Below are 21,708 nucleotides of genomic sequence, written 5' to 3' on the forward strand. Positions count from 1 at the left end.
AAAAGATCATGGTCAAACAATAAGACATCCTCCCGAGGGGGCGTCCGGAGTTTGTTGCACTCCGGGCGCCCAGACCGCGGCGCTGCAAAGGACACCACCATGCAAGGCAAGGCTCTGCCCTATCTGCTGCTGATGCCGGCGACCTTGTTCCTGTGCGTCTTCTTCCTCTACCCCTTTGTGCTGGTCGCCTTCGAGGCGCTGACCCGTGACGGCGCCTTCACCCTCGACAATTTCCGCGCCATGGCCGGCAGCTGGAAATTTCCGGTCACCGTGCGCAACACGTTGCTGCTGGCGGCCATCGTCGTGCCGATCCAGCTCGCCATGGCGTTGCTGATGGCGAGCGTGGTGTCGCGGCTGGAAACCGGGCGCAGCGCAGCGCTCTACATCTTCGCCATCCCGCTCGGCATTTCCGATCTCGCCGCCGGCCTGATCTGGCTCGCCATCTTCGACCAGTCCGGCTTCCTCAACACGCTGCTCTCCGACCTTGGCGTCGTCGACAGGCCGATCATGTTCCTCGGCTACCAAAGCAAGCTCACCATCTTCATCGCCGTGGCGCTGGCCGAGATCTGGCGCGCCACCGCCATCATGATGGTCATCCTCGTCGCCGGCATGGGGCTGATCCCCAAGGAATATTACGAGGCGGCGGAAGTGTTCGGCGCCGGCCCGTGGAAGCGCTTCGTGCGCATCACGCTGCCGCTGCTGCGCCCCAGCCTGCAGACGGCGATCATCCTGCGCGTCATCCTTGCCTTCGAGGTGTTTGCCGTCGTCGCCGCCCTTGGCGGCACCAATCTGCCGGTGCTGATGGGCGAAACCTACAACTGGCAATTCACGCTGCAGGATCGCAATGTCGCCGCCGCCTCGGCGCTGCTCATCCTCGCCATCTCGATCGGCTTCACGCTGTTCTTCCTCAGGGTGCTGCGTGTGCCCAAGGAAGCACGCATATGAGCGCCGTTACCGAGACACCGGTCGCAGCAGTCGCCGATGCGCGCAAGGCCGGCGACTGGCTGCTCGTCGCGACCGCGATCCTGCTTGGCGTCTGGGTGCTGCTGCCGATCTATCTCCTGATCGTCAACGCGCTGTCGTCGCCCGATGCGGTGACCGCTTTCCCCAAGCGTTTCTTCCCCGCCTTCGATCTCGGCAGTCTGTCCTTCTTCGTCAATTTCGCCGGTGTCGCCAAGGCGTTGTGGAACTCGGTTCTGGTCGCCACGCTGACGATGATCCTGTCGATCGGCTTCGGCGCCCCGGCCGGCTACGCGCTGTCGCGCTTCGATTTTCCGGGCAAGGGCACGTTCCGCTTCCTGGTGCTGATGACGCGCGCCTTCCCGCTGCCGCTGCTGGCGCTGCCACTGGCGGTGATGTTCATCCGCACCGGCCTCGACGACACCGCGATCGGCCTGGCGCTGGTCCACACCACACTGGCGCTGCCTTTCGCCGTGCTGATCACCTTCTCGCTGTTCTCCGGCATTCCGGTCGAGTTGGAGGAGGCCGCCTGGACGCTCGGCTGCACCAGGCTGCAGGCGTTTCGCAAGGTCATCCTGCCGCCGGCGCTGCCCGGCATCGCGGCCTCGGCCGTGTTCGCCTTTACCATTTCCTGGAACGAGGTGTTCGCCGCCGCCGTGCTCACCATCGAGAACCGCACGCTGACCGCTTTCCTTTTGCAGAGCCTCGGCGAGTCGCCGCTCTATCTCAAATTCGCCGGCGGCGCGGCGCTGGTCGTGCCGGCGCTGATCTTCATCTTCGCCGTCCGCAAATATCTGTTCGCCATGTGGGGGATCGCCAACCGATGACGCGCAAAACGGAGAACGCTCATGGCTGAGATCGCGATCAAGGGCGTCGCCAAACGCTTCGGCGGCTTCACCGCTTTGCATCAGGTCGATCTCAGCATCGCCGACCAGGAATTCATGGTGCTGCTCGGCGCTTCCGGCTGCGGCAAGACCACGCTGCTGCGCATCGTCGCCGGGCTGGAGACACCGAGCCAAGGCGAAGTTTGGATCGGCGACCGCCGCGTCGACCATCTGCCGCCGCGCGAGCGCGGCATCGCCATGGTGTTCCAGAACTATGCCGTCTTCCCGCATCTGACCGTGTTCGAAAATATCGCCTTCGGCCTGCGCATGAAGAAATTGCCGCAGCAAGAGGTCGAGCGCCGCGTCAACCGCACGGCGGAGCTGATGCATATCGAACAGCTGCTAAAACGTTATTCCGGCCAGCTGTCCGGCGGCCAGCGCCAGCGCGTCGCCGTTGCCCGGGCGCTCGTCATGGAGCCCGACGTCATCCTGATGGACGAGCCGCTGTCCAACCTCGACGCGCTGCTGCGGCTCGAAATGCGCGCCGAGCTCAAGGGTGTGCTGGCGGCCTCGAAGACCACCACCATCTATGTCACCCACGACCAGGTCGAGGCGATGAGCCTCGCCGACCGCATCGCCGTCATGCATCAGGGTCGCATCGTCCAAGCCGCGTCGCCGGTCGAGGTCTACCGCAACCCGGCGGCGCGTTTCGTCGGCTCGTTCATCGGCAATCCGCCGATGAATTTTATTCCGGCGACCAAGGCTGGAAACGGCAGCTGGAGCGTTGCCGGGCTGACGCTGCCCGGCCCGAAATCGGACAAGCAGAAAATAGAATTCGCCATCCGCCCGGAGGATGTAGACGCCGGCAGCGAAGGCCTGCACGCCACCGTGCGCGTCATCGAGCCGCTCGGGCCGCATACGCTGGTGACTTGCGATGTCGAGGGCGGCCTGTTCCGCGCCATCCTGGAATCGAATGCCAGCGTCAAGGTCGGCGAGCAGCTGCGACTGGCGCCCAAGCCCGACCGCATCCGCTGGTTCGATCCCGAAACCACCAACGCCCTTTGATCCCTTAAAGAATGAACGCATCCATGACTTCTCTAGCCGTCGACGAAACCATCGCCCGCGCCGTCGAGGTGCTCAGGGAAAACGACCAGGGCGCCTATACCATCCCGACCAAGGGCCTTTACCCCTTCCAGTGGAACTGGGATTCCTGCCTGACAGCGCTTGGTCTTGCCCACTATGACGAGGCGCGCGCCTGGACCGAGATCGACACTTTGTTCGCGCATCAATGGCCGGATGGCATGGTGCCGCACATCATCTTCCATGTCTGGAACGACGGCTATTTTCCCGGGCCCGATGTCTGGCAAACCAACCGCCCGACGGCGACCTCCGGCATCACCCAGCCGGCCGTCGCCGGCTTTGCCGTGCGCCGCCTGTTCGATCGCGCCAGCGACAGGACATTGGCAGCGGAGCGGGCGCGCGCTCTGCTCCCCAAGATCGACGCCTGGCACCGCTGGTTCTACGAAAACCGCGACCCCGAGGGTGAGGGGCTGGTCGCCATCATCCATCCCTGGGAGTCCGGCCGCGACAACTCGATCGACTGGGACGACGCTTTCGAGCGCGTGCCGACTGAGGGCGTCGAACCTTATACGCGCCGCGACACCTTGCACGCCGATCCGGCGCATCGGCCGACGAAAGAGCAGTACGACCGCTATCTCTGGCTGCTGCAGCATTTTCGCGCACTCGGCTGGGACAATGCGAGGCTGCACGACGCTTCGCCATTTCAGGTGGTCGACCCCGGCTTCAACGCCATCCTCATCCGCGCCTGCGCCGATCTTGCCGATCTCGCCGAGGCGCTCGGCGAGAGTGGGATCGCCGAAGCCAACCGCGCCCGCGCCGCAAAAGGTCTGGCGGCGATGGAGCGGCTGTGGAGCGAGGCGCACGGTCAGTATCTCTGTCTCGACCGAATCACCGGCAAGCTGATCGACAGCGCCTCCGTCGGCGGCATTTTGGCCGCCTTCGCAGCCATTCCGGAACGCCGCGCGGCGGCACTCGCTGCACGCGTCGAGCGGCTTGCCGGCAAGGCGCGCTATGTCGTGCCCTCACACGATCCCGACGATCCGCGCCTCGACGCCAAACGCTACTGGCGCGGCCCGGTCTGGCTGGTGGTCAACTACATGATCGCCGACGGCCTCAATGCCGCCGGCCGTGGCGACGTCGCCCGGCGCATCACGCAGTCCAGTCTCGACCTGATCGGCGAAAGCGGCTTTGCCGAATATTACGACCCGCTCACCGGCGAGCCATTAGGTGGCGGCCGCTTCACCTGGACGGCGGCAATGGTGATCGAGTTTTTACGAAATTAGGGGGCTGCCCGCCGTGAAAGCTCAATCTCCCCCACGAGGGGGGAGATTAGCACCTCACCCAAACTTCGGATCGAGACTGCCCGACTTGTACCGCTTGGCCATCTCAGCGACCGGCAGCGGCTTGATCTTCTGCGCATTGCCGGCGGTGCCGAACTGCTCGAAGCGCTCCTTGCACAGCCTCCTCATCGCCGCCATCGCAGGCGTCAGATATTTGCGCGGGTCGAACTCGCTCGGGTTCTCGGTCAGCACCTTGCGGATGGCGCCGGTCAGCGCCATGCGGTTGTCGGTGTCGATGTTAATCTTGCGCACGCCATGCTTGATGCCGCGCTGGATCTCTTCCACCGGCACGCCCCAGGTCGGCTTCATCTGGCCGCCATATTTGTTGATGATCTCCTGCAGGTCCTCCGGCACCGAGGACGAGCCGTGCATGACCAGATGCATGTTGGGCAGGCGGCGGTGGATCTCCTCGATCACGTTCATCGCCAGCACAGCACCGTCCGGCTTGCGCGAGAATTTGTAGGCGCCGTGGCTGGTGCCCATGGCCACCGCCAGCGCATCGACATGGGTGTCCTTGACGAACTCGACCGCCTGTTCCGGATCGGTCAGCAACTGGTCGTGGCTGATCGCGCCTTCGACACCGTGGCCGTCTTCCTGTTCGCCGCCGCCGCTCTCCAGCGAACCGAGCACGCCGATCTCGCCTTCAACCGAAACACCGCCCCAATGCGCCATGTCGACGACGCGCTTGGTGATGCCGGAATTATAGGCGTAGTCGGCCGGCGTCTTGCCGTCCTCCTTGAGCGAGCCGTCCATCATCACCGAGGTGAAGCCGTACTGGATCGCGGTCACGCAGGTGGCTTCATTGTTGCCATGGTCGAGATGCATGCAGACCGGGATGTCGGGGTGAATTTCGACCAGCGCGTCGATCAGCTTGGCCAGCACGACGTCATTGGCATAGGCGCGGGCGCCGCGGCTTGCCTGCAGGATGACCGGCGACTTGGTCTCCTCGGCCGCCTCCATGATGGCAAGGCCCTGTTCCATATTGTTCATGTTGAAGGCGGGTACGCCGTAGCCGTATTCGGCGGCGTGGTCGAGCAATTGTCTCAGTGTTATGCGAGCCACCCAATAGTCTCCCGTATCTGGTTTCAAGCGCAACGTCGCGGGCCGGCCGGTTGCCGAGCCCCGATGCTTCTGGCCGGATTTCGCCAGAACCGCAACCGTCAGCGGCCATCGAGGCCGCAATTCTTGTTGCAAGGCTGAAATCCGGCCATTTTCATTGGATTACGCCGCGATCAGCTCCCGCGCCGCCAGGATCTGCACGCAGGCGTTGGCCGCTTCCTTGCCCTTGACCGTAAAATGCTCGAAGAAGAAGCGGTGGTGTTCGGCGCTGTCGTGACAATTGTGCGGCGTCAGCACCGCCGACAGCACCGGCACGCCGGTCGACAGCTGCACATTCATCATGCCGTCCAGCACGGCGCCGGCCACGAAATCGTGGCGATAAATGCCGCCATTGACGACGAAGGCGGTGCCGAGGATCGCGGCGTAGCGGCCGGTCGCGGCAAGCGTCTTGGCGTGCAGCGGTATCTCGTAGGCGCCGGGCACGTCGAAGATGTCGACGGCAAAGCGCCCGCCGCCGAGCGCGGCAAGCTCCGCCTCGAAGGCCTGTACGCACTGGTCGACAATATCGGCGTGCCAGCGCGCGCGAATGACGGCGATGCGGGTCGTTTCATAGTCTTTCGGGGTATGCTGATTCATGGGTCCATCCTTCCGTTTCGAACCAGAATCAGGACGCACGACGCAAAAACCGGCCCGCGAGCGAGCCGTCCTTTGCGATCGTTCTCTTCCATCCGGACTTTAACCGTCGGCTCCGGAATCACACCGGATCTGCTGACCCTCCCGTTGCCGGAAGGCGCTCGCGGGCTTGGGCCGAAACCCTTACCGCCGGTGGGGACTTTCACCCCGCCCTGAGAACATTAACGGGGGAGATATGGCGGGGCGGAAAGGGGCTGTCAATTGGCGATTAGCCGATCTCCCCCCTCGTGGGGGAGATGCCCGGCAGGGCAGAGGGGGGCGCGAAGGATCACGGCCTATTCGTTCGTGAAGCCGCCGGATCAGGAAAGTTGGCGGGCCAATCCAGGTGCTGATACGTCGGCGGGACAGCGCCCCCCCTCTGTCCTGCCGGACATCTCCCCCACGAGGGGGGAGATCAGCTAGCCACGTTCCGGAAACATCGCCTTCAGCCCTTCACGCGAGGCCTTCGCCACCCCGCGCTCCGTGATCAGCCCCGTCACCAGCCGTGCCGGCGTCACATCAAACGCCGGATTGGCCGCCGGCGTTGCTTCCGGCGAAACCCGCACCTGCGCAATCTTGCCATCCGCCGTCTTGCCCCAGACCAGTGACACCTCGTCCCCAGAACGTTCCTCGATCGGGATCTCGGCCAGGCCGTCGCCAACCGTCCAGTCGATGGTCGGCGAGGGCAGCGCGACATAGAAGGGAACATCATTATCGGCGGCGGCGAGCGCCTTGAGGTAGGTGCCGATCTTGTTGCAGACATCGCCATTGGCCGTGGTGCGGTCGGTGCCGACGATCACCATGTCGACTTCGCCGCGCTGCATCAGATGGCCGCCGGCATTGTCGACGATCAGCGTGTGCGGCACGCCGTGGCCGGCCATCTCCCAAGCGGTAAGCTGGGCGCCCTGGTTGCGCGGCCTGGTCTCATCCACATAGACGTGGACCGGAATGCCGGCCTCGACGGCAAGATAGATCGGCGACGTCGCGGTGCCGTAGTCGACGGTCGCCAGCCAGCCAGCGTTGCAATGGGTGAGGATGTTGACTGGCTCACCCGGCTTCTTGCGCGCCGCAATCTCCTTGATGATTTTCAAGCCGTTCTCGCCGATGGCGCGGTTTAAGCCCACATCCTCGTCGGCGATTTCGGCGGCGCGCTTGTAGGCGGCTTCGGCGCGTTGCTCGGGTGCGATCGGCCTGAGGGAGCGCCGCATCTCGTCCAGGGCCCAGCGCAGGTTGATCGCGGTCGGCCGCGTCTTGTGCAGCGTCTCCCACACAGTGTCGAGCGCTGCGTCCGAGGGATCGTCCGCCATCTGGATGGCGACGCCATAGGCCGCCGTGACGCCGATCAGCGGCGCGCCGCGCACCCACATGTCGCGGATCGCGGTGGCGATGCCGTCGACCGTGCCGATCGTCTCCACGCGGAACTCATGCGGCAGCCAGCGCTGGTCGATGATCTCGACCGAACGCTTGTCGTCGCTCAGCCAGATGGTGCGGTAATGGCGCTCGCCAACGTTCAAATCCTGCTCTCCCGTTCGATCAGCGCGGCCAGATTGTTGACCTCGTCCATGCCTAGGATCTGGCGCCGGTTGACGGCGATGTGGCGGCCGAATTTCAGCGCCTTGGCCTCGCAGGAGGCGCGCAGATCCTCGTCTTCGATGGTCTCGAAATCGGCATTGTGGGCGAGGCCGAGGATGCGCCGGTGCACCTCGATGCCGGCAAAGCCGAGCAGGTCGGTCCAGATCTGGTGCAGCACATGGTCGAGCGCTTGCTCCGAGGCAAGGATGTCGCCCTGATCCTCGAACAGGCTTTTCTGGTAGAGCATGCCGGTGCGCTCCGTGCGCCACAGGGCCGAGAACTCGGCGCGGAACACCGACCAGGTCTCTGCCGTCACGCCGAGCAGATAGGCGCGCATGGCATCGCGCTTGCCGTTCTGTTCGTGGCCGCGCTGCGAGAAGAAGGACATCCAGAAATTGGCGAGCAGCATGCCGACATCGAAGGCCATCGGACCATAGAAGGCGAACTCCGGATCGATCATCCTTGTCTCGGTGTCGGTGACCATGATCGAGCCGGAATGCAGATCGCCATGCAGCAGCGTTTCGGCATTGGCGGCGAAGATATGCTTCAGCCGCTGCGCTTCGACCTTGAGGTCGCGGTCGGCGCGCAGCTCGGCGACCAGGCCGTCAAGCTGCGGCGAGGTATGCCGGTTCAACTTGGCGTCGAAATAGGGGTCCGAAAACACCAGGTCCTCGGTGATGCCGCAGAGCTCGACATTGTCGGCGAACAGCGCCAGATCGGCTTTGCGGTCCTTGGTCGGCATGGAGAGATCGGAGCCGCGGAACAAAGTGCGGGCCATGAACAGGCCGATGTCGCGCGCAATCTTCGGCAACTGGCGGCCGTCTATCAGGGCACGGCGCAGGATGATATGCGGCGGTGCCAGATACTCCATGATGATCAGCGCCTGGCCTTCATCGAAATGGTAGATCGCCGGAACCGAGCCCGGCGCGCGCGCCTCTTGCCTCGTCAGTGCATGATATTCGAAGAAGGAGCGTTTCAGCGGCAGCGGCCAGCTGTCGCCGACGAGGCGAACATAGGGCAGGGCCTGCTTGACCACGGCCGCACCCGAGGCCCCCTCAACGATGAAGACGAGGTTCAGATTGCCGTCACCGACCTCGCGCACCTTCCAGGCGCCGGTGTCTTTGCCGATCCTGGCGCATAGCGCTTCGTTCGTGCCGAGGCGCGTTGCAAGCGTCTCCCCCGACAGTGCTTCGAACGGCAATTTCCCAGTCATTCCTCACCCTCGCGCTTGGTCGCTCCGATCATAGAGGAGCGATGGCGGCGGGGCCAAGCTAGGAAGCTGTCTGGCAATTGTCAATCGAGTTGACAATTGATGACATAGCCCATAGCGTCATCGTCAGGGAGGAACGAATGGGCAATGATGCCGTGTTCCGCGTGGACGGGCTGAGGAAGTCCTTCGGCCATATCGAGGTGCTTGGCGGCGTCTCGCTCGAATTGCATGCCGGTGAGATCACCGTGCTGATGGGCGCCAATGGCGCCGGCAAGTCCACCCTCGTCAAAATCATCAGCGGCGTCTACGACCATGCCGGCGGCACCATGCACCTCGCTGGCGCCAGCTTTGCGCCGAACACGCCTGCCGAAGCGATCCGCGCCGGCGTCGTAACTGTCCATCAAAACATCAATGACGGCGTCGTCGCCGATCTCGATGTCGCCACCAACCTGACGCTGGATCGGCTGAGCGGCAAAGGCGCGCCGCTGCTGTTCAATCCGGGCCGGGTGCGCCGCGAGGCTAAAGCGGTCGCCGACCGCATGGGGCTCGCCATCGATCTGAAGGCGCGCATCAGCGATCTCTCCCTGGCTGACCGCCAGATGGTGGCGATTGCCCGCGCCATGGCACACCGGCCGAAAGTGCTGATCCTCGACGAGCCGACCTCGTCGCTCTCCAGTGCCGAGGCCGACCGGCTGTTCGCGCTGCTCGACCGGTTGCGCGAGCAAGGCGTTGCCATCCTCTACATCTCGCACCGCATGTCGGATATCAGGCGGCTGGCCGACCGCATTGTCTCGATGCGCGATGGCGTCATCTCGGGCGTGTTCGACAGCAAGCCGCTCGACTATGAGGGCGCGGTCAACGCCATGCTCGGCCGCAAGATCCATCTCGACCAGATCGAAGCCAGAAGCTCCGTCAAGCCGGTCCTGACCATTGAAGGCCTGCGCATCGCACCGGGCAGCCGACCGATCTCGCTGGCGCTCGGCGATGGCGAGGTTGTTGCCGTCACGGGTCTCGTCGGTGTCGGCAAGACCGCACTGGCCGAGACGCTGTTCGGCCTGCGCAAGCCGCTATCCGGCACGATGCGTTTGAGCGGCAAACCCTATGCGCCCGCGTCGACCGGCGACGCCATCGCCGCCGGTGTCTTCCTCGTTGCCAAGGACCGTGGCGAAAACGGCATTGTCGGCGGCTTCAACATCCAGGAAAATATCAGCTTGCCCTTCCACAAGCGCATGTCGCGTTTTGCCGTTCTCAAACGTGGCCTCGAGCGTGCCACGGCCCGCCGCCAGATCGAGGAATTAGGCATCGTCTGCCGCTCGGAGAAGGATGAAATGTTCACGCTTTCCGGCGGCAACCAGCAGAAGGTGATGGTTGCCCGCTGGATGGCGCAAGACGCGAGACTGTTCATCCTCGACGAGCCGTTCCAGGGCGTCGACATCTCGGCCAGGCGCGACATCGCCGCCAAGTTGAGGGCAAGCGCCAATGGCCGCGCCACGCTGCTCTTCGTCACCGAACTCGACGAAGCGCTGGAAACGGCCGACCGCATCCTGGTGATGTCCGAGCGGACCATCGTTGGCGAGCATCGCAACGCCGATGTCGATCTCGATCGCCTGCTGGCCGAAGTCGCCGGCGGGCCGCTGCACAGTGCGGCCTGAGCAAAGAAATATGAGAATTGGAATGGAGCGTATGGGTTTGAGTTCTTTTAGAGATGGCGGGCGCTGAATGACGCTGCGCGACTACGCCATCCGCTATGGGTTCATCGTTCTTCTGTTCGGCCTGATCGCGTATTTCGCCATCGCCGCCGACGGGTTCGTCTCGCCGCAAAGTGCTGTCTTCATCTTCCAGTCCGTCGCCATCACCGGCGTGCTGGCGCTCGGCGTCACCGCCACGCTGGTCGTCGGCGGCTTCGACCTGTCGATCGGCTCGGTAGCGACCTCAGCCATGATGGCTGCGGCCTATGTCATGGTGGTGCTGGAGCAGAACGTCGTCGTTGCGGTCGTCGTCTGCCTGCTCATCGGCGCCCTAGTCGGCCTGATCAATGGTTGGCTGATCGTCTATATGCGCGTGCCGGATCTCCTGGCGACGCTCGGCATGATGTTCCTGCTTGTCGGGCTGCAGCGCATCCCGACCGAAGGCCGTTCCATCGCCACCGGCATGACCATGCCCGACGGCTCGGTCGCCAATGGCAAATTCTCTGATGCTTTCCTGGCGCTCGGTCGCCACCGCTTCGACTTCTTCATCCCGAACCTCATCCCGGTCTCGGTGGTCGTGCTTATCGTGCTCGCCGTGCTGATCTGGTTCTTCCTCGAATACACCCGTTTCGGCCGCATGATGTATGCGGTCGGCTCCAATGAACGCGCCGCCGAACTCGCCGGTGCGCCTGTCAAGGCATACAAAATCTGGGCCTACGTCATTTCAGGAGTTTTTGCCTCGATCGGCGGGATTTTGCTGGCGGCCCGGCTTGGACGCGGCGACATCGCCTCGGGTAATAATCTGCTGCTCGATGCGGTCGCCGCGGCGCTGATCGGCTACGCGGTGCTCGGCGCCGCCAAGCCGAACGCCTTCGGCACCGCCATCGGCGCGCTGTTCGTCGGCATCCTGCTGCAAGGCCTGACGATGATGAACGCGCCTTACTACACGCAGGATTTCGTCAAGGGCGTGGTTCTGGTCGTCGCCCTTGTCTTCACCTTCGCCCTGTCGGGCAGGGGTCGGAGATAGTTTTGGCCGGAACAGGAATTTCGAGTTCAACAAACGGAGGAAAAACGTGAACATCACAAGACGACTTTTGGGGAAGGTCGCGCTCGGACTGGCCGGCGCAACAATGCTGATGCAGGTCCCGGCGTTTGCCGCCGACAAGCCGGCGCCGTTCGACAAGCCGGGCGTCAAGATCGCGCTGGTGCGCTATCTCTCGACCGGCGATTTCTTCCAGGCCTATCTCTCGGGTGTCGAGTCCCAGTCCAAGGCGCTCGGCATCGATCTGCGCGTACTCGACAGCCGCCAGGATGCCGCCCTTCAATCCGACATGGTCGACCAGGCCATAGCGCTCGGCGTGCAGGGCATCATCATCCAGCACGGCCTGACGGAATCGATGAAGGACGCCGCGCAGCGCGCGGTTGACGCCGGCATCAAGGTGGTGGCCTTCGACGTCAACGTCGAAAACCCGAAAATCCCGCAGATCGAACAGTCGGACAAAGACCTGGCGCGCCTGGCGCTCGAACAGGCGGTCAAGGACAATGGCGAAAGCTGGAATGCCGGCTATGTCTATGTCGCCGGCATCGCGCCACTCGACCGCCGCAACGAGACCTGGGTCGACGTCAGGAAGAAGTATGCAGGCATCAAGGAAGTCGCGATGTTCGGCACGCTCGACAACCCGATCGCCAACTCGGTCGCCAACCAGGCGCGCTCGGTGCTGCAGGCGCATCCCGACATCAATGTGATGTTCGCGCCCTATGACGAATTCGCCAAGGGTGTGAAGATCGCCGTCGACGAGGCGGGCTCGAACAAGAAGATCAAAATCTATTCGGCCGACATCTCGACCTCGGATATTGCAGCGATGCGCGAGACCGACAGCGCCTGGGCAGCCACCGCCGCCACCAACCCGGCCGTCGTCGGCCAGGTCTCGGTGCGGGCGCTGGCGCAGCTGCTCGCCGGTGAAGATCCCGGCCACAACGTCATCGTGCCGCCGACGCTGATCACCCAGAAGGACCTGATCGACAAGGACATCAAGAACATGGAAGACCTGTCGGCCAAGCTGCCGCAATTCGCCCATGCCGATGTCGCCATGCCGGCCTGGATGCCGAACCCGAACGCGAAGTAAACGCGGCGTCTGATAAATGCGAAGGGCGGCTATGGGCCGCCCTTTTCATATTGATGGTAAGCCAGCCTACAGCCAATGCTCTGGATCGCGCATCCCGTGTACAATCGCCACGACGACAACGCCATCGGGTTGCGGTTCGTAGATGACGATATAGCGGCCTTCGACAAGCACGCGGGCCGTCGCGCTCAACTCGGGCCGCGCGCCGCCCATCCTGGGGTGTTGCGCCGCCAGCTCCAGCCTCTCAAAAATGCGCATCAACAGCTTGTCTGCCGCCTTTTCATTGTCGGCGGCGATGGTATGCCAGATGTCCTGCAAATCCTGCGAGGCGCGGTGTAAGCCGATAGCTAGCCACGGGTGCGGCGCTCTGCCTTCAGGCTGCGAATGAACTCGGCGGGGTCGACGTCCACTGGCTTGCCGCTTGCCATGCCGTCGGCATAGGCCCGCTTCAAGTGCTCAAGTTCGAGCGTGCGCAATTCCTCGCGCTGCTCCCACAGGCGCAGGGCGTCGCGGACGATCTCGCTGTTGGAAGCATAGCCGCCACCTTCAATGGCGCTCTGCAGGCGCGCCGCCTGCTGCGGGGTAAGGGATATGGTCAGGGTCCGCATGGGTTCGTTTTTCATCCCCACACTATAATGCATCCAACAAGATCTAACAATATTTGTTAGGAATCCGTCCCCGCATCACGACCGCCCCGCACGCGCCAACCCATGCGCCACCAGCCGGTCGATCACCTCCGGATAGCTGATGCCGCTTGCCACCATCGCCTTGGCATACATGCTGATGTCAGTGAAGCCGGGGATGGTGTTGAGCTCGTTGATCACGAACGTCATGTCCGGCATCAGGAAAAAGTCGACACGCGCCATCGCGTCGCAACCGACGGCCCTGAACGCCTTTGCCGCCATGGCGCGCATGGCCGCCTCCACCTCAGGCGGCAACTCGGCCGGCACCATCAACGCCGCGCCGTCCTCGTCGATGTATTTGGCGTTGTAATTGTAGAAGCCGTGGCTTTCCGCCGGCACGATCTCGCCTGGCCGCGAGACGAAGAGTTCGCCTGCGGGGCTTTCCAGCACGCTGTATTCGATCTCACGGCCGCGAATGAATTCCTCTGCCAAGAGTTTGCGATCGTGCTGGAAGGCTTCCGCAAGCGCCCGCTCGAATTCCTGGCTGCCATTGACCTTGGCGACGCCGACCGACGAGCCTTGCCGCGCCGGCTTGATGAAAATAGGAAGGCCAAGCTGGTCTTCCAAAGCGGCGAGCGAAGGTGCTGCATTCTCCTCGATCGTCACCGAGCGCGCGACGGGCACGCCGGCCGCCCTCAGCAGCCGCTTGGCGATGTCCTTGTGGAGTGCAGTGGCGGAACCCAGTATGCCGCAGCCTGCGAGCGGCACGCGCGCCACCTCGGCCAGCCCCTGCACGGCGCCGTCCTCGCCATGCAGGCCGTGCAGCACCGGAAACAATATGTCGATGGCAGGTAGATCGTGCGACGCGCCAGTGGTGGGGATCGCCAGCATCCGACCATACCCGCCCGGCACCAGGCAGAGCTGAGTCCCGTCAGACGGTGTCGCAAGCGCGCCGTCCTTGAACTGGCTCAGCAGCCACTGTCCCTCGCGGGTGACGAAGATCGGAACGGCGTCATATGTTGCCGGATCCAGCTCGGCCATGACATTGGTTGCCGACAGCAGCGAAACCTCATGCTCGGCGGAGCGCCCGCCGAAGAGCACGCCGATACGAAGTCTTTTCGCTGCCATAGCCAACTCCACCAAGCATCAGGGATGGAGCTCACATGCGAAACACAAGGCGCCCCTTAAACTGGGTGAGCAATAAGCGGAGCATTGGAGTGGGATTTTGACCGGTTCGAGCAGTTTTTCAGCACGGCATGCGAAAGCGGTTTTCCGCCTGAAGTTCGCCCAAGACCGGGAGGTGGAGCGGTTCGCCGTTTTGGTGAAACGATGAACCGCTCCAGTACTATGTTCAGCGCAGCGCCGCCGCGATGTTGCCGCCGTCGACCGTGGTCACATCGGCTGTGGTGCGCTCGGCCAGCGCGTGGTGCAGGAAGGCCTGCGCCACGTCGTCGGCCGTCACTTCCTGTCCGAGCAGATTGCCGGACATATATTCCTTCTCCGACACGCCGCGCGCGCCGGAGCGGCTGGCGATCATGGCGTCGGTCAACAGGCCGGAGCGGATGCGGTCGGCGTTGACGGCGTTGGAGCGAATGCCATAGGCGCCATAGTCGAGTGCATACTGCCGGGACAGGAACAGCGTCGCCGCCTTCGGCACGCCATAGGCGCCGAACTTCGGCCCGGGATTGACCGCTTGCTTGGAGGTGTTGAACAAAAGCACGCCGCCGGTGCCCTGTTCCAGCATGATGCGCACCGCATTCTGCGCCGCCGACTGGTGGGCGAAGAAGTTGAGCTCGAAGCTCTTGCGCAGCAGGGCGTCATCGAGTTCGCCGATGCGGCCTTCCCAGGCGGCACCCGCATTGGAGACCAGGATGTCGACGCCGCCATAGACGGCGACCGCTTTGTCGAAGGCAGCGCGCAACTCGGCGGGATTGGTGATGTCGGCGCCGACGCCGATTGAATTGTTGCCGGCCGCCTTTGCAGCCTCGGCAGCCTTTGCCGCATCGAGATCGACGACTACGGCGTGCGCGCCATTGGCCGCGAACAGCTTTGCCGTCGCAGCACCAATCGCGCCGGCGCCGCCGGTGATCAGCACCACCTGGCCGGTCAGCGGCTTCGGCTTGTTGGAGGCGAGCTTGGCCTGTTCCAGCGACCAGTATTCGAGCGGGAAGAGATCGGCCTTGGACAGCGGATGGAAACTGCCGACGGCTTCGGCGCCGCGCACCGCCTCGATCCACATCTCGCCGACATCCGACGCGATCTTGGCATCCTTCAGCGTGCGGCCATGGCCAAACATGCCGAGACCCGGCACCAGCGTCAGCCTCGGCATCGGATCGAGCATGGTGCGTTTGACGTCGTCCAGTGCATCGTTGGTTTCGAAATAAGCGCGGTACTCGCTGGCGAAGGCGTCGACATGGCTCTTGATAACGGCCTTGTAGTCGCCGGCCTTGTCGGCGTCCGGCGCCGGCACCGCCATCGGCCCGGTCTTGATGCGGATCGACAGGTCGGGCGTCGACACACCGCGCGCGGCGTAGTCGGCGATGCCGGCTGAATTGATGAAATCGACGATGGCGTCCGAAGTGCGAAAATCGCTAATCATGCGGTCGAAGCGGCCTTCGCCGCGCGATACCGCCACCGCGCCGCGCAGCGTCGGTGCGATGGAGGCCGGCGTCGCCAGCTTTGCCGGCAGTGCGGCCTTGGCCGGCTGCGGCTTGCCGTTCTTGGCCACATAGTCCTCGGCGACATTCACATAATGGATCATCCGGTCGTAGGCCTGCCTGGCATCGTCGCCGAAGGTGAAGATGCCGTGCTTGTCGAGGATCAGGCCTTCCACGCTCGGGTCGGCGTCGTAGACGTCGGCCGCTACCTTGGCGAGGTCGAAGCCCGGCTTGATGTAGGGGACATAGCCCATCTTTTCGCCGAAGACGGTCTTGATCAGCGGCTTGCTGTCCGCCTGGTCGACGATGGCGAGGATCGCGGTCGAATGCGTGTGGTCGACGAATTTGTGCGGCAGGAAGGCGTGCAGCAGCGTCTCGACCGAAGGATTGGGCGAGGCGGGGTCGATCAGGTTCGCCCGCTGCAGCGCCACCATGTCCTCGTCGGCGAGACTATCCAGCGCGCGCGCCTTGAGCAGCGCGCCCATCTTCACCGCCGGCAGGCCTTGCGGCTCGATGACGCCCATGTCCCAGCCGCTGCCCTTGACGCACAACACGTCCCATTCGTCACCGACGAGATCAGTCGCCTTGGTCTTGCAGGAGGTGTTGCCGCCGCCATGCAGCACCAGCCGCGGCTCGCCGCCGAGCAGCCGGGTCGTGTAGACGCGCAACGCGAGGTCGCGGGCAACGCCCTTTTTCGCATAGTCGGCAACCAGTCTTTCCGCCTCGCTATCATTCCAAAGGTTCTTCATGTCGCTATGTCCGCTTTGCTGTCTTTGATGTTGCTGTGAACAGGAGTGCCGCGACGCCTTGATGACAATGCGCCGGCTGCAATGATTTCGTTTGTCAGGAAGCCTTTTTTGCCCCCGCACTGGCTCCGGCATGGTCGAGCAGCCGCCGTGCCATGCTGGCGCCGACCACGAGATGCGTGCAGAGCCCGCCGGCGAGTGCGGCGAGCAGCGGTTCGAACTTGCTGTCCTCCTGCACCACCATCAGGCGCCTTTCGATCTGCCGCAGTGACGACAGCGAGGCCGAGATGACGCGCCTGTTGTAGCTGCAGTCGAGCGCCTTGCCCGAGGCGTCGATGATCTGGCCGGCGATGACGCCGGCCGCACCCGCCTCGCGCAACAGGGTCATCTCACCAACGCTCAGCGCGCCGCATTTGACGACATGGCTGTCGGCGTCGACGGTGCCGACCGAATAGAGCGCCAGATTGCAATCGCTGATCCCCGACAATTGCTCGCGGATCACCGGCTCGGCGCGCAGCCCATGCGCCAGCAATTCCGTCGTCAGCACCAGCGGCGCGTAGAAATTCAGCCCCTTGGCGTTGAGCCTGCGCGCGATTTCCATCGTGCACTGATCTGGACGATAGGAATAGGGCGCGCCGAGATTGCCGCACAGCTGCACCACGGTGACGTCCTGCAAATCGGCATAGGACATGATGTCGGCGATGGTGTAGACGGTGCGGCCCCAGGCGACGCCGATGCGGTCGCCTTTCTTCACCAGTTCCAGGAACACGCTCGCCGCCAGCACCGCAATGTCGGTCGACGGATCGAGGACATAGTCGTTCTCCGGCGCGATCCAGACCGCATCAAGCTTGAGCGCATCTTCGAGCTGGCGCGCCAGCACATCGTCGGTGAACAGCTGCGTCGAGGTCGAGATGTTGACGATGCCGCTCTCGCGCGCCTTGCGCAAATACATGGCGACCGAGGCGCGGGAAATGTTAAGCTGGCTGGCGACCTGGTCCTGGCGCAGGCCATGGGCATAATAGAGCCACGCGGCCTTATGGATAAGCTGTTCTGCCGGTCGGATCGCCATGCCGTCTCCTCGGCTGACATTATTCACGGCTCTCGACAAAAGTCAAATTGGCGTGGGTACACAGTACCCTCTTGCCCGCGGAATCTGGATGATCATTGCGCCAAACGTGCCCGGTCGGGAATCGCTGATGGTGACGTGGCCGGAACCTGTGGTTAGAAGTTCTCAACATAAGAACATTTCGGGGAGGACGGGATGGGCAATCCCTATGAGCAGGATCTCGGCAAGAACGCCGCCAATCATCAGCCGCTGACGCCGCTCACCTATCTGGAGCGGGCGGCAAGCACCTATCCCGACCATGTCGCCATCATCCACGGCAGCCAGCGCATCACCTATCGCACCTTCTGGCAGCGCTCGCTCAAGCTCGCCTCGGCGCTGTCGAAGCACGGCATTGGCAAGGGCGATACGGTGACCGTCATGCTCTCCAACACGCCGCCCATGCTGGAGGCGCACTTCGGCGTGCCGATGACCAAGGCGGTGCTGCATTCGCTCAACACCCGCCTCGACGCCGCCGTCATTGCCTTCCAGCTCGACCACGCCGAGACCAAAGTGCTGATCGTCGACCGTGAGTTTTCCGGCGTCGTCAAACAGGCACTGGGGCAGGCCAAGGTGAAGCCGCTGGTCATCGACTATGACGACCCGGACTACGCCGCCGATGCGCCCTATCCCAAGGGTGAGCGCATCGGCGCGGTCGACTATGAGGAGTTCGTCGCCGGCGGCGACGCCGACTATGCCTGGTCGATGCCGGACGATGAATGGGACGCCATCTCGCTCAACTACACCTCTGGCACGACAGGCAATCCCAAAGGCGTCGTCTACCATCATCGCGGTGCGGCCCTGATGGCCTACACCAACACCATCCATGCCGGCATGGCCAAGCACGCCGTCTATCTCTGGACGCTGCCGATGTTCCACTGCAACGGCTGGTGCTTTCCGTGGACGCTGGCCGTCCAGGCCGGCACCCATGTCTGCCTGCGCTGGGTGCGGCCGAAGCCGATCTACGATGCCATTGCCGACCATGGCGTCACCCATCTGTGCGGTGCGCCGGTCGTCATGTCGGTGCTGATCAACGCCAGGGACGAGGACAAGCGGACCTTCCCGCAGACGGTCACCTTCAACACCGCGGCCGCGCCGCCGCCGGAAGCCGTACTGTCGGGCATGGCCGATGCCGGCTTTGCCGTCACCCATCTCTATGGCCTGACCGAGACCTATGGCCCGGCGGTGGTCAACGAATGGCATGGCGCGTGGGACGCCCTCGACAAGGGATCGAAGGCGCAGAAGAAGGCCAGGCAAGGCGTGCGCTATGCCGCACTCGAAGGGCTGACGGTGATGGACCCCGAAACGATGCAGGAGACGCCGGCCGACGGCGAGACCATCGGCGAGGTCATGTTCCGTGGCAACATCGTCATGAAAGGCTATCTGAAGAACAGGAAGGCCACCGACGAGGCTTTTGCCGGCGGCTGGTTCCATTCCGGCGACCTCGGCGTCATGCACCCCGACGGCTACATCCAGCTCAAGGACCGCTCCAAGGACATCATCATTTCCGGCGGCGAGAATATTTCCTCGATCGAGGTCGAGGACGCGCTCTACAAGCACCCATCTGTAGCGTCCTGCGGCGTCGTCGCCAAAGCCGACGACAAATGGGGCGAGGTGCCGGTCGCCTATGTCGAGCTCAAGCCCGGCAAGGCGGCGAGCGAGGCCGAGATCATCGACCACTGCCGCGCGCTGCTTGCGCGCTTCAAGGTGCCGAAGGCGGTTATTTTTGCCGAGATCCCGAAGACGTCGACCGGGAAGATTCAGAAGTTCCGGCTGAGGGAAATGGCGAAGGGGGCTTAGGCGGCGGCATTGGCACTCTTGCTGCGACCTCGACAATTTGTCGCGGGCCTCCGCGACTTCGTCGTCCTAGGGTGGAGCAGTCGCGAAGCGACGTCGCGGAAACCCTAGGATCCATTCCGTGACCTCGCGGCCACGCGCCGACGGTCGAGAATAATCGCACCGGATGACAGGTCGATGATCGCCGTAAAGTCTTGATCCGCCTCACTCTTTGACGGGCGCCCCGGCATGGATCCTAGGGTCTGCGCCGCGTCGCTTCGCTCCTTGCTTCGCCCTAGGATGACGAATTCGAAGGCGGCCGCTAACCGCGATCGTCGGCCTCGCCCGTCACTCCCTGTCACCATCTGTCACCAATTATACGCGTACGTCGAATCCGCATTGACAGCTCCCTCTTTTCAATTTACGACTGACGAAAATTGAAATTCGTCACTCGTTAATTGACAGAGAGCCATGTCCGAAGCCGCCAGCATCATGGTCGACGCCGCCCGCCAGGAGAATGTTACGCGCATTCTCGACTGCGCCGAGCGCCTCTTCCGCCACTATGGTTACGGCAAGACCAATGTTGCCGATATCGCCCGCGAACTCGGCATGTCGCCGGCCAACATCTACCGTTTCTTCGCCTCCAAGGTCGAAATCCACCAGGCCGTGTGCGGCCGCATGCTGCTTGCCAGCTACAATATGGCCTACGCGATCTGCCACCTGCCGATCAGCGCCGAGGAGCGGCTGCGTCGCTATATCCATGCGCAGTACAAGATGACGCTGGAGGTCATGCTCGACGACCAGAAGGTCCACGAGATGGTCATCGTCGCGCTCGAGCGCGACTGGGGTGTCATCGACAAGCATATCGACAGCATTCACGACCTGTTTGCCGAGGTGATCCGCGAGGGCATCGAGGCCGGCGAGTTTGCCGACCAGGATCCGGTCATCGCATCGCGCTGCTTTGGCGCCGCCACCGTCATTCTGTGCCACCCGCAAATGGTGGCGCAGTGCCTTGCCAAGACCAATCGGGCGATGCCCGACGACCTCATCGATTACGCGATCAAAGCCCTGAAATAACCGCCGCCCGCCGGGCGCCGGTGTCGACCGTTCATCTCCAGTCGGGAGTACGAAAGTGTCTTTGTCCAGTTCCATCCTCCGCAAGCTGCCGGTCGCCGGCCTGATCGTCGCCACGCTCGGGCTCGCCGCCTGCAGCCAGGAAAAGGCCGAAGTCCAGGACATCATCCGTCCGGTCAAAGTGGTCGAGATCGGCCAGGCGCAAAACAGCCGCGAACTCGCCTATTCCGGCTCGGTGCGCGCCCGCACCGAAATGAACCTCGGCTTTCGCATCTCGGGCAAGGTCACCCAGCGCCTCGTCGATATCGGCCAGCACGTGACATCGGGCGATGTGCTCGCCCGCATCGATCCCACCGATTACGAGCTTTCGGTCAAGAGCGCCAAGGCCAACCTCGATGCCGCCGAGCGCCAGGTCGAGACCGTCGATCTGTCCCGCAAGCGCGCCGAGCAGCTTTTTGCCAAGAATTTCACCTCCAAGTCGCAGCTCGAGCAGGCGACGCTGAGCTACAACCAGGCCGTGGCGACGCGCGATGCCGCCCGTTCGACCCTTTCACAGGCGCAGAACCAGGTCGTCTATACCGATCTCAAGGCCAGCGAGAATGGCATCGTGACTGCCGTCTCCGCCGATGTCGGTCAGGTGGTCGGCGCCGGCACGCCGGTGATGACCGTTGCCGTCGATGGCGAAAAGGAAGTGCTGATCGCGGTTCCCGAAATGGACATCGCCGCCTTCAAGCCGGGCAAGGACGTCACGGCGAGCTTCTGGTCGGACGATGCGCTGAAGCTCTCCGGCAAGGTCCGCGAAGTCGCCGGCAGCGCCGACCAGCAGTCGCGCACCTTTGCCGTCCGTGTCTCGCTGCCCGACGATCCGCGGGTGCTGCTCGGCATGACCGCCAACATCGAGGCCTCGGTGGCCAAGAAGCAGGAGATGGTGTCGATCCCGCTCAGCGCACTGGCGGAAAAGGATGGTCGCAAGATTGTCTGGACCGTCGACCGCGCCGGCGAGACGGTGCACGAGCGCCCGGTCAAGGTTGCGGAGTTTACCACTGACGGCGTCAGTGTCACCGATGGGCTGAAGCCGGGTGATGTCGTCGTTGCCGCCGGCACCCAGTTCATGACCGAGAATCTCAAGGTCAAGCTGAGCGGCGACGCGGTGCAGGCCGCCTCGGCGGAAGGCGACGCCGCAAAGGCTGTGCGCTGAAGGC

The 21,708-nt window shown here is 63.6% G+C and carries 19 protein-coding genes and 1 riboswitch; of the genes, 10 read left to right on the forward strand and 9 right to left on the reverse strand.

Annotated elements, in window-relative coordinates:
- Nucleotides 1-99 precede the first annotated feature (99 nt).
- Genes AC1DZ8_RS21380 through AC1DZ8_RS21395 form a run of 4 tightly spaced genes read left to right on the forward strand, consistent with a single transcriptional unit; the run spans nucleotide 100 to nucleotide 4,147 of the window.
- Nucleotides 100-945 carry a carbohydrate ABC transporter permease gene (locus tag AC1DZ8_RS21380; protein WP_477302266.1) on the forward strand — a complete coding sequence of 282 codons (846 nt, stop codon included), beginning with the start codon at nucleotides 100-102 and terminating at the stop codon, nucleotides 943-945.
- Nucleotides 942-1,787 carry a carbohydrate ABC transporter permease gene (locus AC1DZ8_RS21385; RefSeq protein WP_477302268.1) on the forward strand — a complete coding sequence of 282 codons (846 nt, stop codon included), beginning with the start codon at nucleotides 942-944 and terminating at the stop codon, nucleotides 1,785-1,787. The genes AC1DZ8_RS21380 and AC1DZ8_RS21385 overlap by 4 nt, the downstream gene beginning before the upstream one ends.
- 21 nt (nucleotides 1,788-1,808) lie before the next feature.
- On the forward strand, nucleotides 1,809-2,849 hold the full coding sequence (locus AC1DZ8_RS21390) for an ABC transporter ATP-binding protein (protein ID WP_477302270.1): 1,041 nt from the start codon (nucleotides 1,809-1,811) through the stop codon (nucleotides 2,847-2,849).
- A gap of 23 nt (nucleotides 2,850-2,872) precedes the next feature.
- Entirely contained in the window at nucleotides 2,873-4,147 is a 1,275-nt protein-coding gene (locus tag AC1DZ8_RS21395) for an amylo-alpha-1,6-glucosidase (protein ID WP_477302272.1), read from the forward strand.
- A gap of 54 nt (nucleotides 4,148-4,201) precedes the next feature.
- On the opposite strand, the gene fba is transcribed toward AC1DZ8_RS21395, so the two are convergent.
- The 4 genes from fba to mtnK form a co-directional block, all read right to left on the reverse strand.
- Entirely contained in the window at nucleotides 4,202-5,266 is a 1,065-nt protein-coding gene (gene fba, locus AC1DZ8_RS21400; RefSeq protein ID WP_477302274.1) for a class II fructose-bisphosphate aldolase, read from the reverse strand.
- Between the two features lie 159 nt (nucleotides 5,267-5,425).
- On the reverse strand, nucleotides 5,426-5,899 hold the full coding sequence (locus AC1DZ8_RS21405; protein WP_477302276.1) for a 6,7-dimethyl-8-ribityllumazine synthase: 474 nt from the start codon (nucleotides 5,897-5,899) through the stop codon (nucleotides 5,426-5,428).
- 76 nt (nucleotides 5,900-5,975) lie between these two features.
- A riboswitch (FMN riboswitch) is annotated at nucleotides 5,976-6,120 on the reverse strand.
- Nucleotides 6,121-6,354: 234 nt separating this feature from the next.
- On the reverse strand, nucleotides 6,355-7,449 hold the full coding sequence (gene mtnA, locus AC1DZ8_RS21410) for an S-methyl-5-thioribose-1-phosphate isomerase (protein ID WP_477302278.1): 1,095 nt from the start codon (nucleotides 7,447-7,449) through the stop codon (nucleotides 6,355-6,357).
- A complete protein-coding gene (gene mtnK, locus AC1DZ8_RS21415) occupies nucleotides 7,446-8,720 on the reverse strand; it encodes an S-methyl-5-thioribose kinase (protein WP_477302280.1) in 1,275 nt (424 codons plus the stop codon). Before mtnK ends, mtnA begins: the two co-directional genes overlap by 4 nt.
- A 137-nt stretch (nucleotides 8,721-8,857) precedes the next feature.
- Between mtnK and AC1DZ8_RS21420 the strand changes: the two genes are divergently transcribed.
- The 3 genes from AC1DZ8_RS21420 to AC1DZ8_RS21430 all read left to right on the forward strand — a co-directional run bounded on the left by AC1DZ8_RS21420 (nucleotide 8,858) and on the right by AC1DZ8_RS21430 (nucleotide 12,531).
- Nucleotides 8,858-10,369 (forward strand): sugar ABC transporter ATP-binding protein, encoded by a 1,512-nt coding sequence (locus AC1DZ8_RS21420; protein ID WP_477302282.1) that lies wholly within the window; start codon nucleotides 8,858-8,860, stop codon nucleotides 10,367-10,369.
- 67 nt (nucleotides 10,370-10,436) lie between these two features.
- Entirely contained in the window at nucleotides 10,437-11,432 is a 996-nt protein-coding gene (locus tag AC1DZ8_RS21425; RefSeq protein WP_477302284.1) for an ABC transporter permease, read from the forward strand.
- 46 nt (nucleotides 11,433-11,478) lie between these two features.
- The gene (locus AC1DZ8_RS21430) at nucleotides 11,479-12,531 is read left to right on the forward strand and encodes a substrate-binding domain-containing protein (RefSeq protein ID WP_477401601.1); all 1,053 of its coding nucleotides are present in this window, start codon (nucleotides 11,479-11,481) and stop codon (nucleotides 12,529-12,531) included.
- Nucleotides 12,532-12,597: 66 nt separating this feature from the next.
- Here the strand turns inward: AC1DZ8_RS21430 and AC1DZ8_RS21435 are convergent, their stop codons facing one another.
- The 5 genes from AC1DZ8_RS21435 to AC1DZ8_RS21455 all read right to left on the reverse strand — a co-directional run bounded on the left by AC1DZ8_RS21435 (nucleotide 12,598) and on the right by AC1DZ8_RS21455 (nucleotide 17,623).
- Nucleotides 12,598-12,846 (reverse strand): type II toxin-antitoxin system RelE/ParE family toxin, encoded by a 249-nt coding sequence (locus tag AC1DZ8_RS21435; protein WP_477302288.1) that lies wholly within the window; start codon nucleotides 12,844-12,846, stop codon nucleotides 12,598-12,600.
- A 29-nt stretch (nucleotides 12,847-12,875) separates the two neighbouring features.
- A complete protein-coding gene (locus tag AC1DZ8_RS21440; RefSeq protein ID WP_477302290.1) occupies nucleotides 12,876-13,136 on the reverse strand; it encodes a type II toxin-antitoxin system ParD family antitoxin in 261 nt (86 codons plus the stop codon).
- Between the two features lie 75 nt (nucleotides 13,137-13,211).
- Nucleotides 13,212-14,279 carry a D-alanine--D-alanine ligase family protein gene (locus tag AC1DZ8_RS21445; RefSeq protein ID WP_477302292.1) on the reverse strand — a complete coding sequence of 356 codons (1,068 nt, stop codon included), beginning with the start codon at nucleotides 14,277-14,279 and terminating at the stop codon, nucleotides 13,212-13,214.
- Nucleotides 14,280-14,502: 223 nt separating this feature from the next.
- A complete protein-coding gene (locus tag AC1DZ8_RS21450) occupies nucleotides 14,503-16,557 on the reverse strand; it encodes a bifunctional aldolase/short-chain dehydrogenase (RefSeq protein ID WP_477302294.1) in 2,055 nt (684 codons plus the stop codon).
- A gap of 94 nt (nucleotides 16,558-16,651) precedes the next feature.
- Entirely contained in the window at nucleotides 16,652-17,623 is a 972-nt protein-coding gene (locus tag AC1DZ8_RS21455) for a sugar-binding transcriptional regulator (RefSeq protein WP_477302296.1), read from the reverse strand.
- Nucleotides 17,624-17,815: 192 nt separating this feature from the next.
- On the opposite strand from AC1DZ8_RS21455, the gene AC1DZ8_RS21460 reads away from it, so the two are divergent.
- The 3 genes from AC1DZ8_RS21460 (at nucleotide 17,816) to AC1DZ8_RS21470 (ending at nucleotide 21,704) form a co-directional block, all read left to right on the forward strand.
- Entirely contained in the window at nucleotides 17,816-19,456 is a 1,641-nt protein-coding gene (locus AC1DZ8_RS21460; protein ID WP_477302298.1) for an acyl-CoA synthetase, read from the forward strand.
- 447 nt (nucleotides 19,457-19,903) lie between these two features.
- Nucleotides 19,904-20,509, forward strand: coding sequence for a TetR/AcrR family transcriptional regulator (locus AC1DZ8_RS21465; RefSeq protein WP_477302300.1), 606 nt, complete (start codon nucleotides 19,904-19,906; stop codon nucleotides 20,507-20,509).
- 55 nt (nucleotides 20,510-20,564) lie between these two features.
- Nucleotides 20,565-21,704 (forward strand): efflux RND transporter periplasmic adaptor subunit, encoded by a 1,140-nt coding sequence (locus tag AC1DZ8_RS21470; protein WP_477302302.1) that lies wholly within the window; start codon nucleotides 20,565-20,567, stop codon nucleotides 21,702-21,704.
- The last annotated feature ends 4 nt before the right edge of the window (nucleotides 21,705-21,708 follow it).

The organism is Mesorhizobium sp. P2_F7 (genome assembly GCF_056403695.1).

Coding starts and splice junctions, on each gene's coding strand:
- AC1DZ8_RS21380 (WP_477302266.1), top strand. CDS start 100: ATGCAAGGCAAGGCTCTGCCCTATCTGCTGCTGATGCCGGCGACCTTG.
- AC1DZ8_RS21385 (WP_477302268.1), top strand. CDS start 942: ATGAGCGCCGTTACCGAGACACCGGTCGCAGCAGTCGCCGATGCGCGC.
- AC1DZ8_RS21390 (WP_477302270.1), top strand. CDS start 1,809: ATGGCTGAGATCGCGATCAAGGGCGTCGCCAAACGCTTCGGCGGCTTC.
- AC1DZ8_RS21395 (WP_477302272.1), top strand. CDS start 2,873: ATGACTTCTCTAGCCGTCGACGAAACCATCGCCCGCGCCGTCGAGGTG.
- AC1DZ8_RS21405 (WP_477302276.1), bottom strand. CDS start 5,899: ATGAATCAGCATACCCCGAAAGACTATGAAACGACCCGCATCGCCGTC.
- mtnK (WP_477302280.1), bottom strand. CDS start 8,720: ATGACTGGGAAATTGCCGTTCGAAGCACTGTCGGGGGAGACGCTTGCA.
- AC1DZ8_RS21420 (WP_477302282.1), top strand. CDS start 8,858: ATGGGCAATGATGCCGTGTTCCGCGTGGACGGGCTGAGGAAGTCCTTC.
- AC1DZ8_RS21425 (WP_477302284.1), top strand. CDS start 10,437: ATGACGCTGCGCGACTACGCCATCCGCTATGGGTTCATCGTTCTTCTG.
- AC1DZ8_RS21440 (WP_477302290.1), bottom strand. CDS start 13,136: ATGCGGACCCTGACCATATCCCTTACCCCGCAGCAGGCGGCGCGCCTG.
- AC1DZ8_RS21445 (WP_477302292.1), bottom strand. CDS start 14,279: ATGGCAGCGAAAAGACTTCGTATCGGCGTGCTCTTCGGCGGGCGCTCC.
- AC1DZ8_RS21450 (WP_477302294.1), bottom strand. CDS start 16,557: ATGAAGAACCTTTGGAATGATAGCGAGGCGGAAAGACTGGTTGCCGAC.
- AC1DZ8_RS21455 (WP_477302296.1), bottom strand. CDS start 17,623: ATGGCGATCCGACCGGCAGAACAGCTTATCCATAAGGCCGCGTGGCTC.
- AC1DZ8_RS21460 (WP_477302298.1), top strand. CDS start 17,816: ATGGGCAATCCCTATGAGCAGGATCTCGGCAAGAACGCCGCCAATCAT.
- AC1DZ8_RS21465 (WP_477302300.1), top strand. CDS start 19,904: ATGTCCGAAGCCGCCAGCATCATGGTCGACGCCGCCCGCCAGGAGAAT.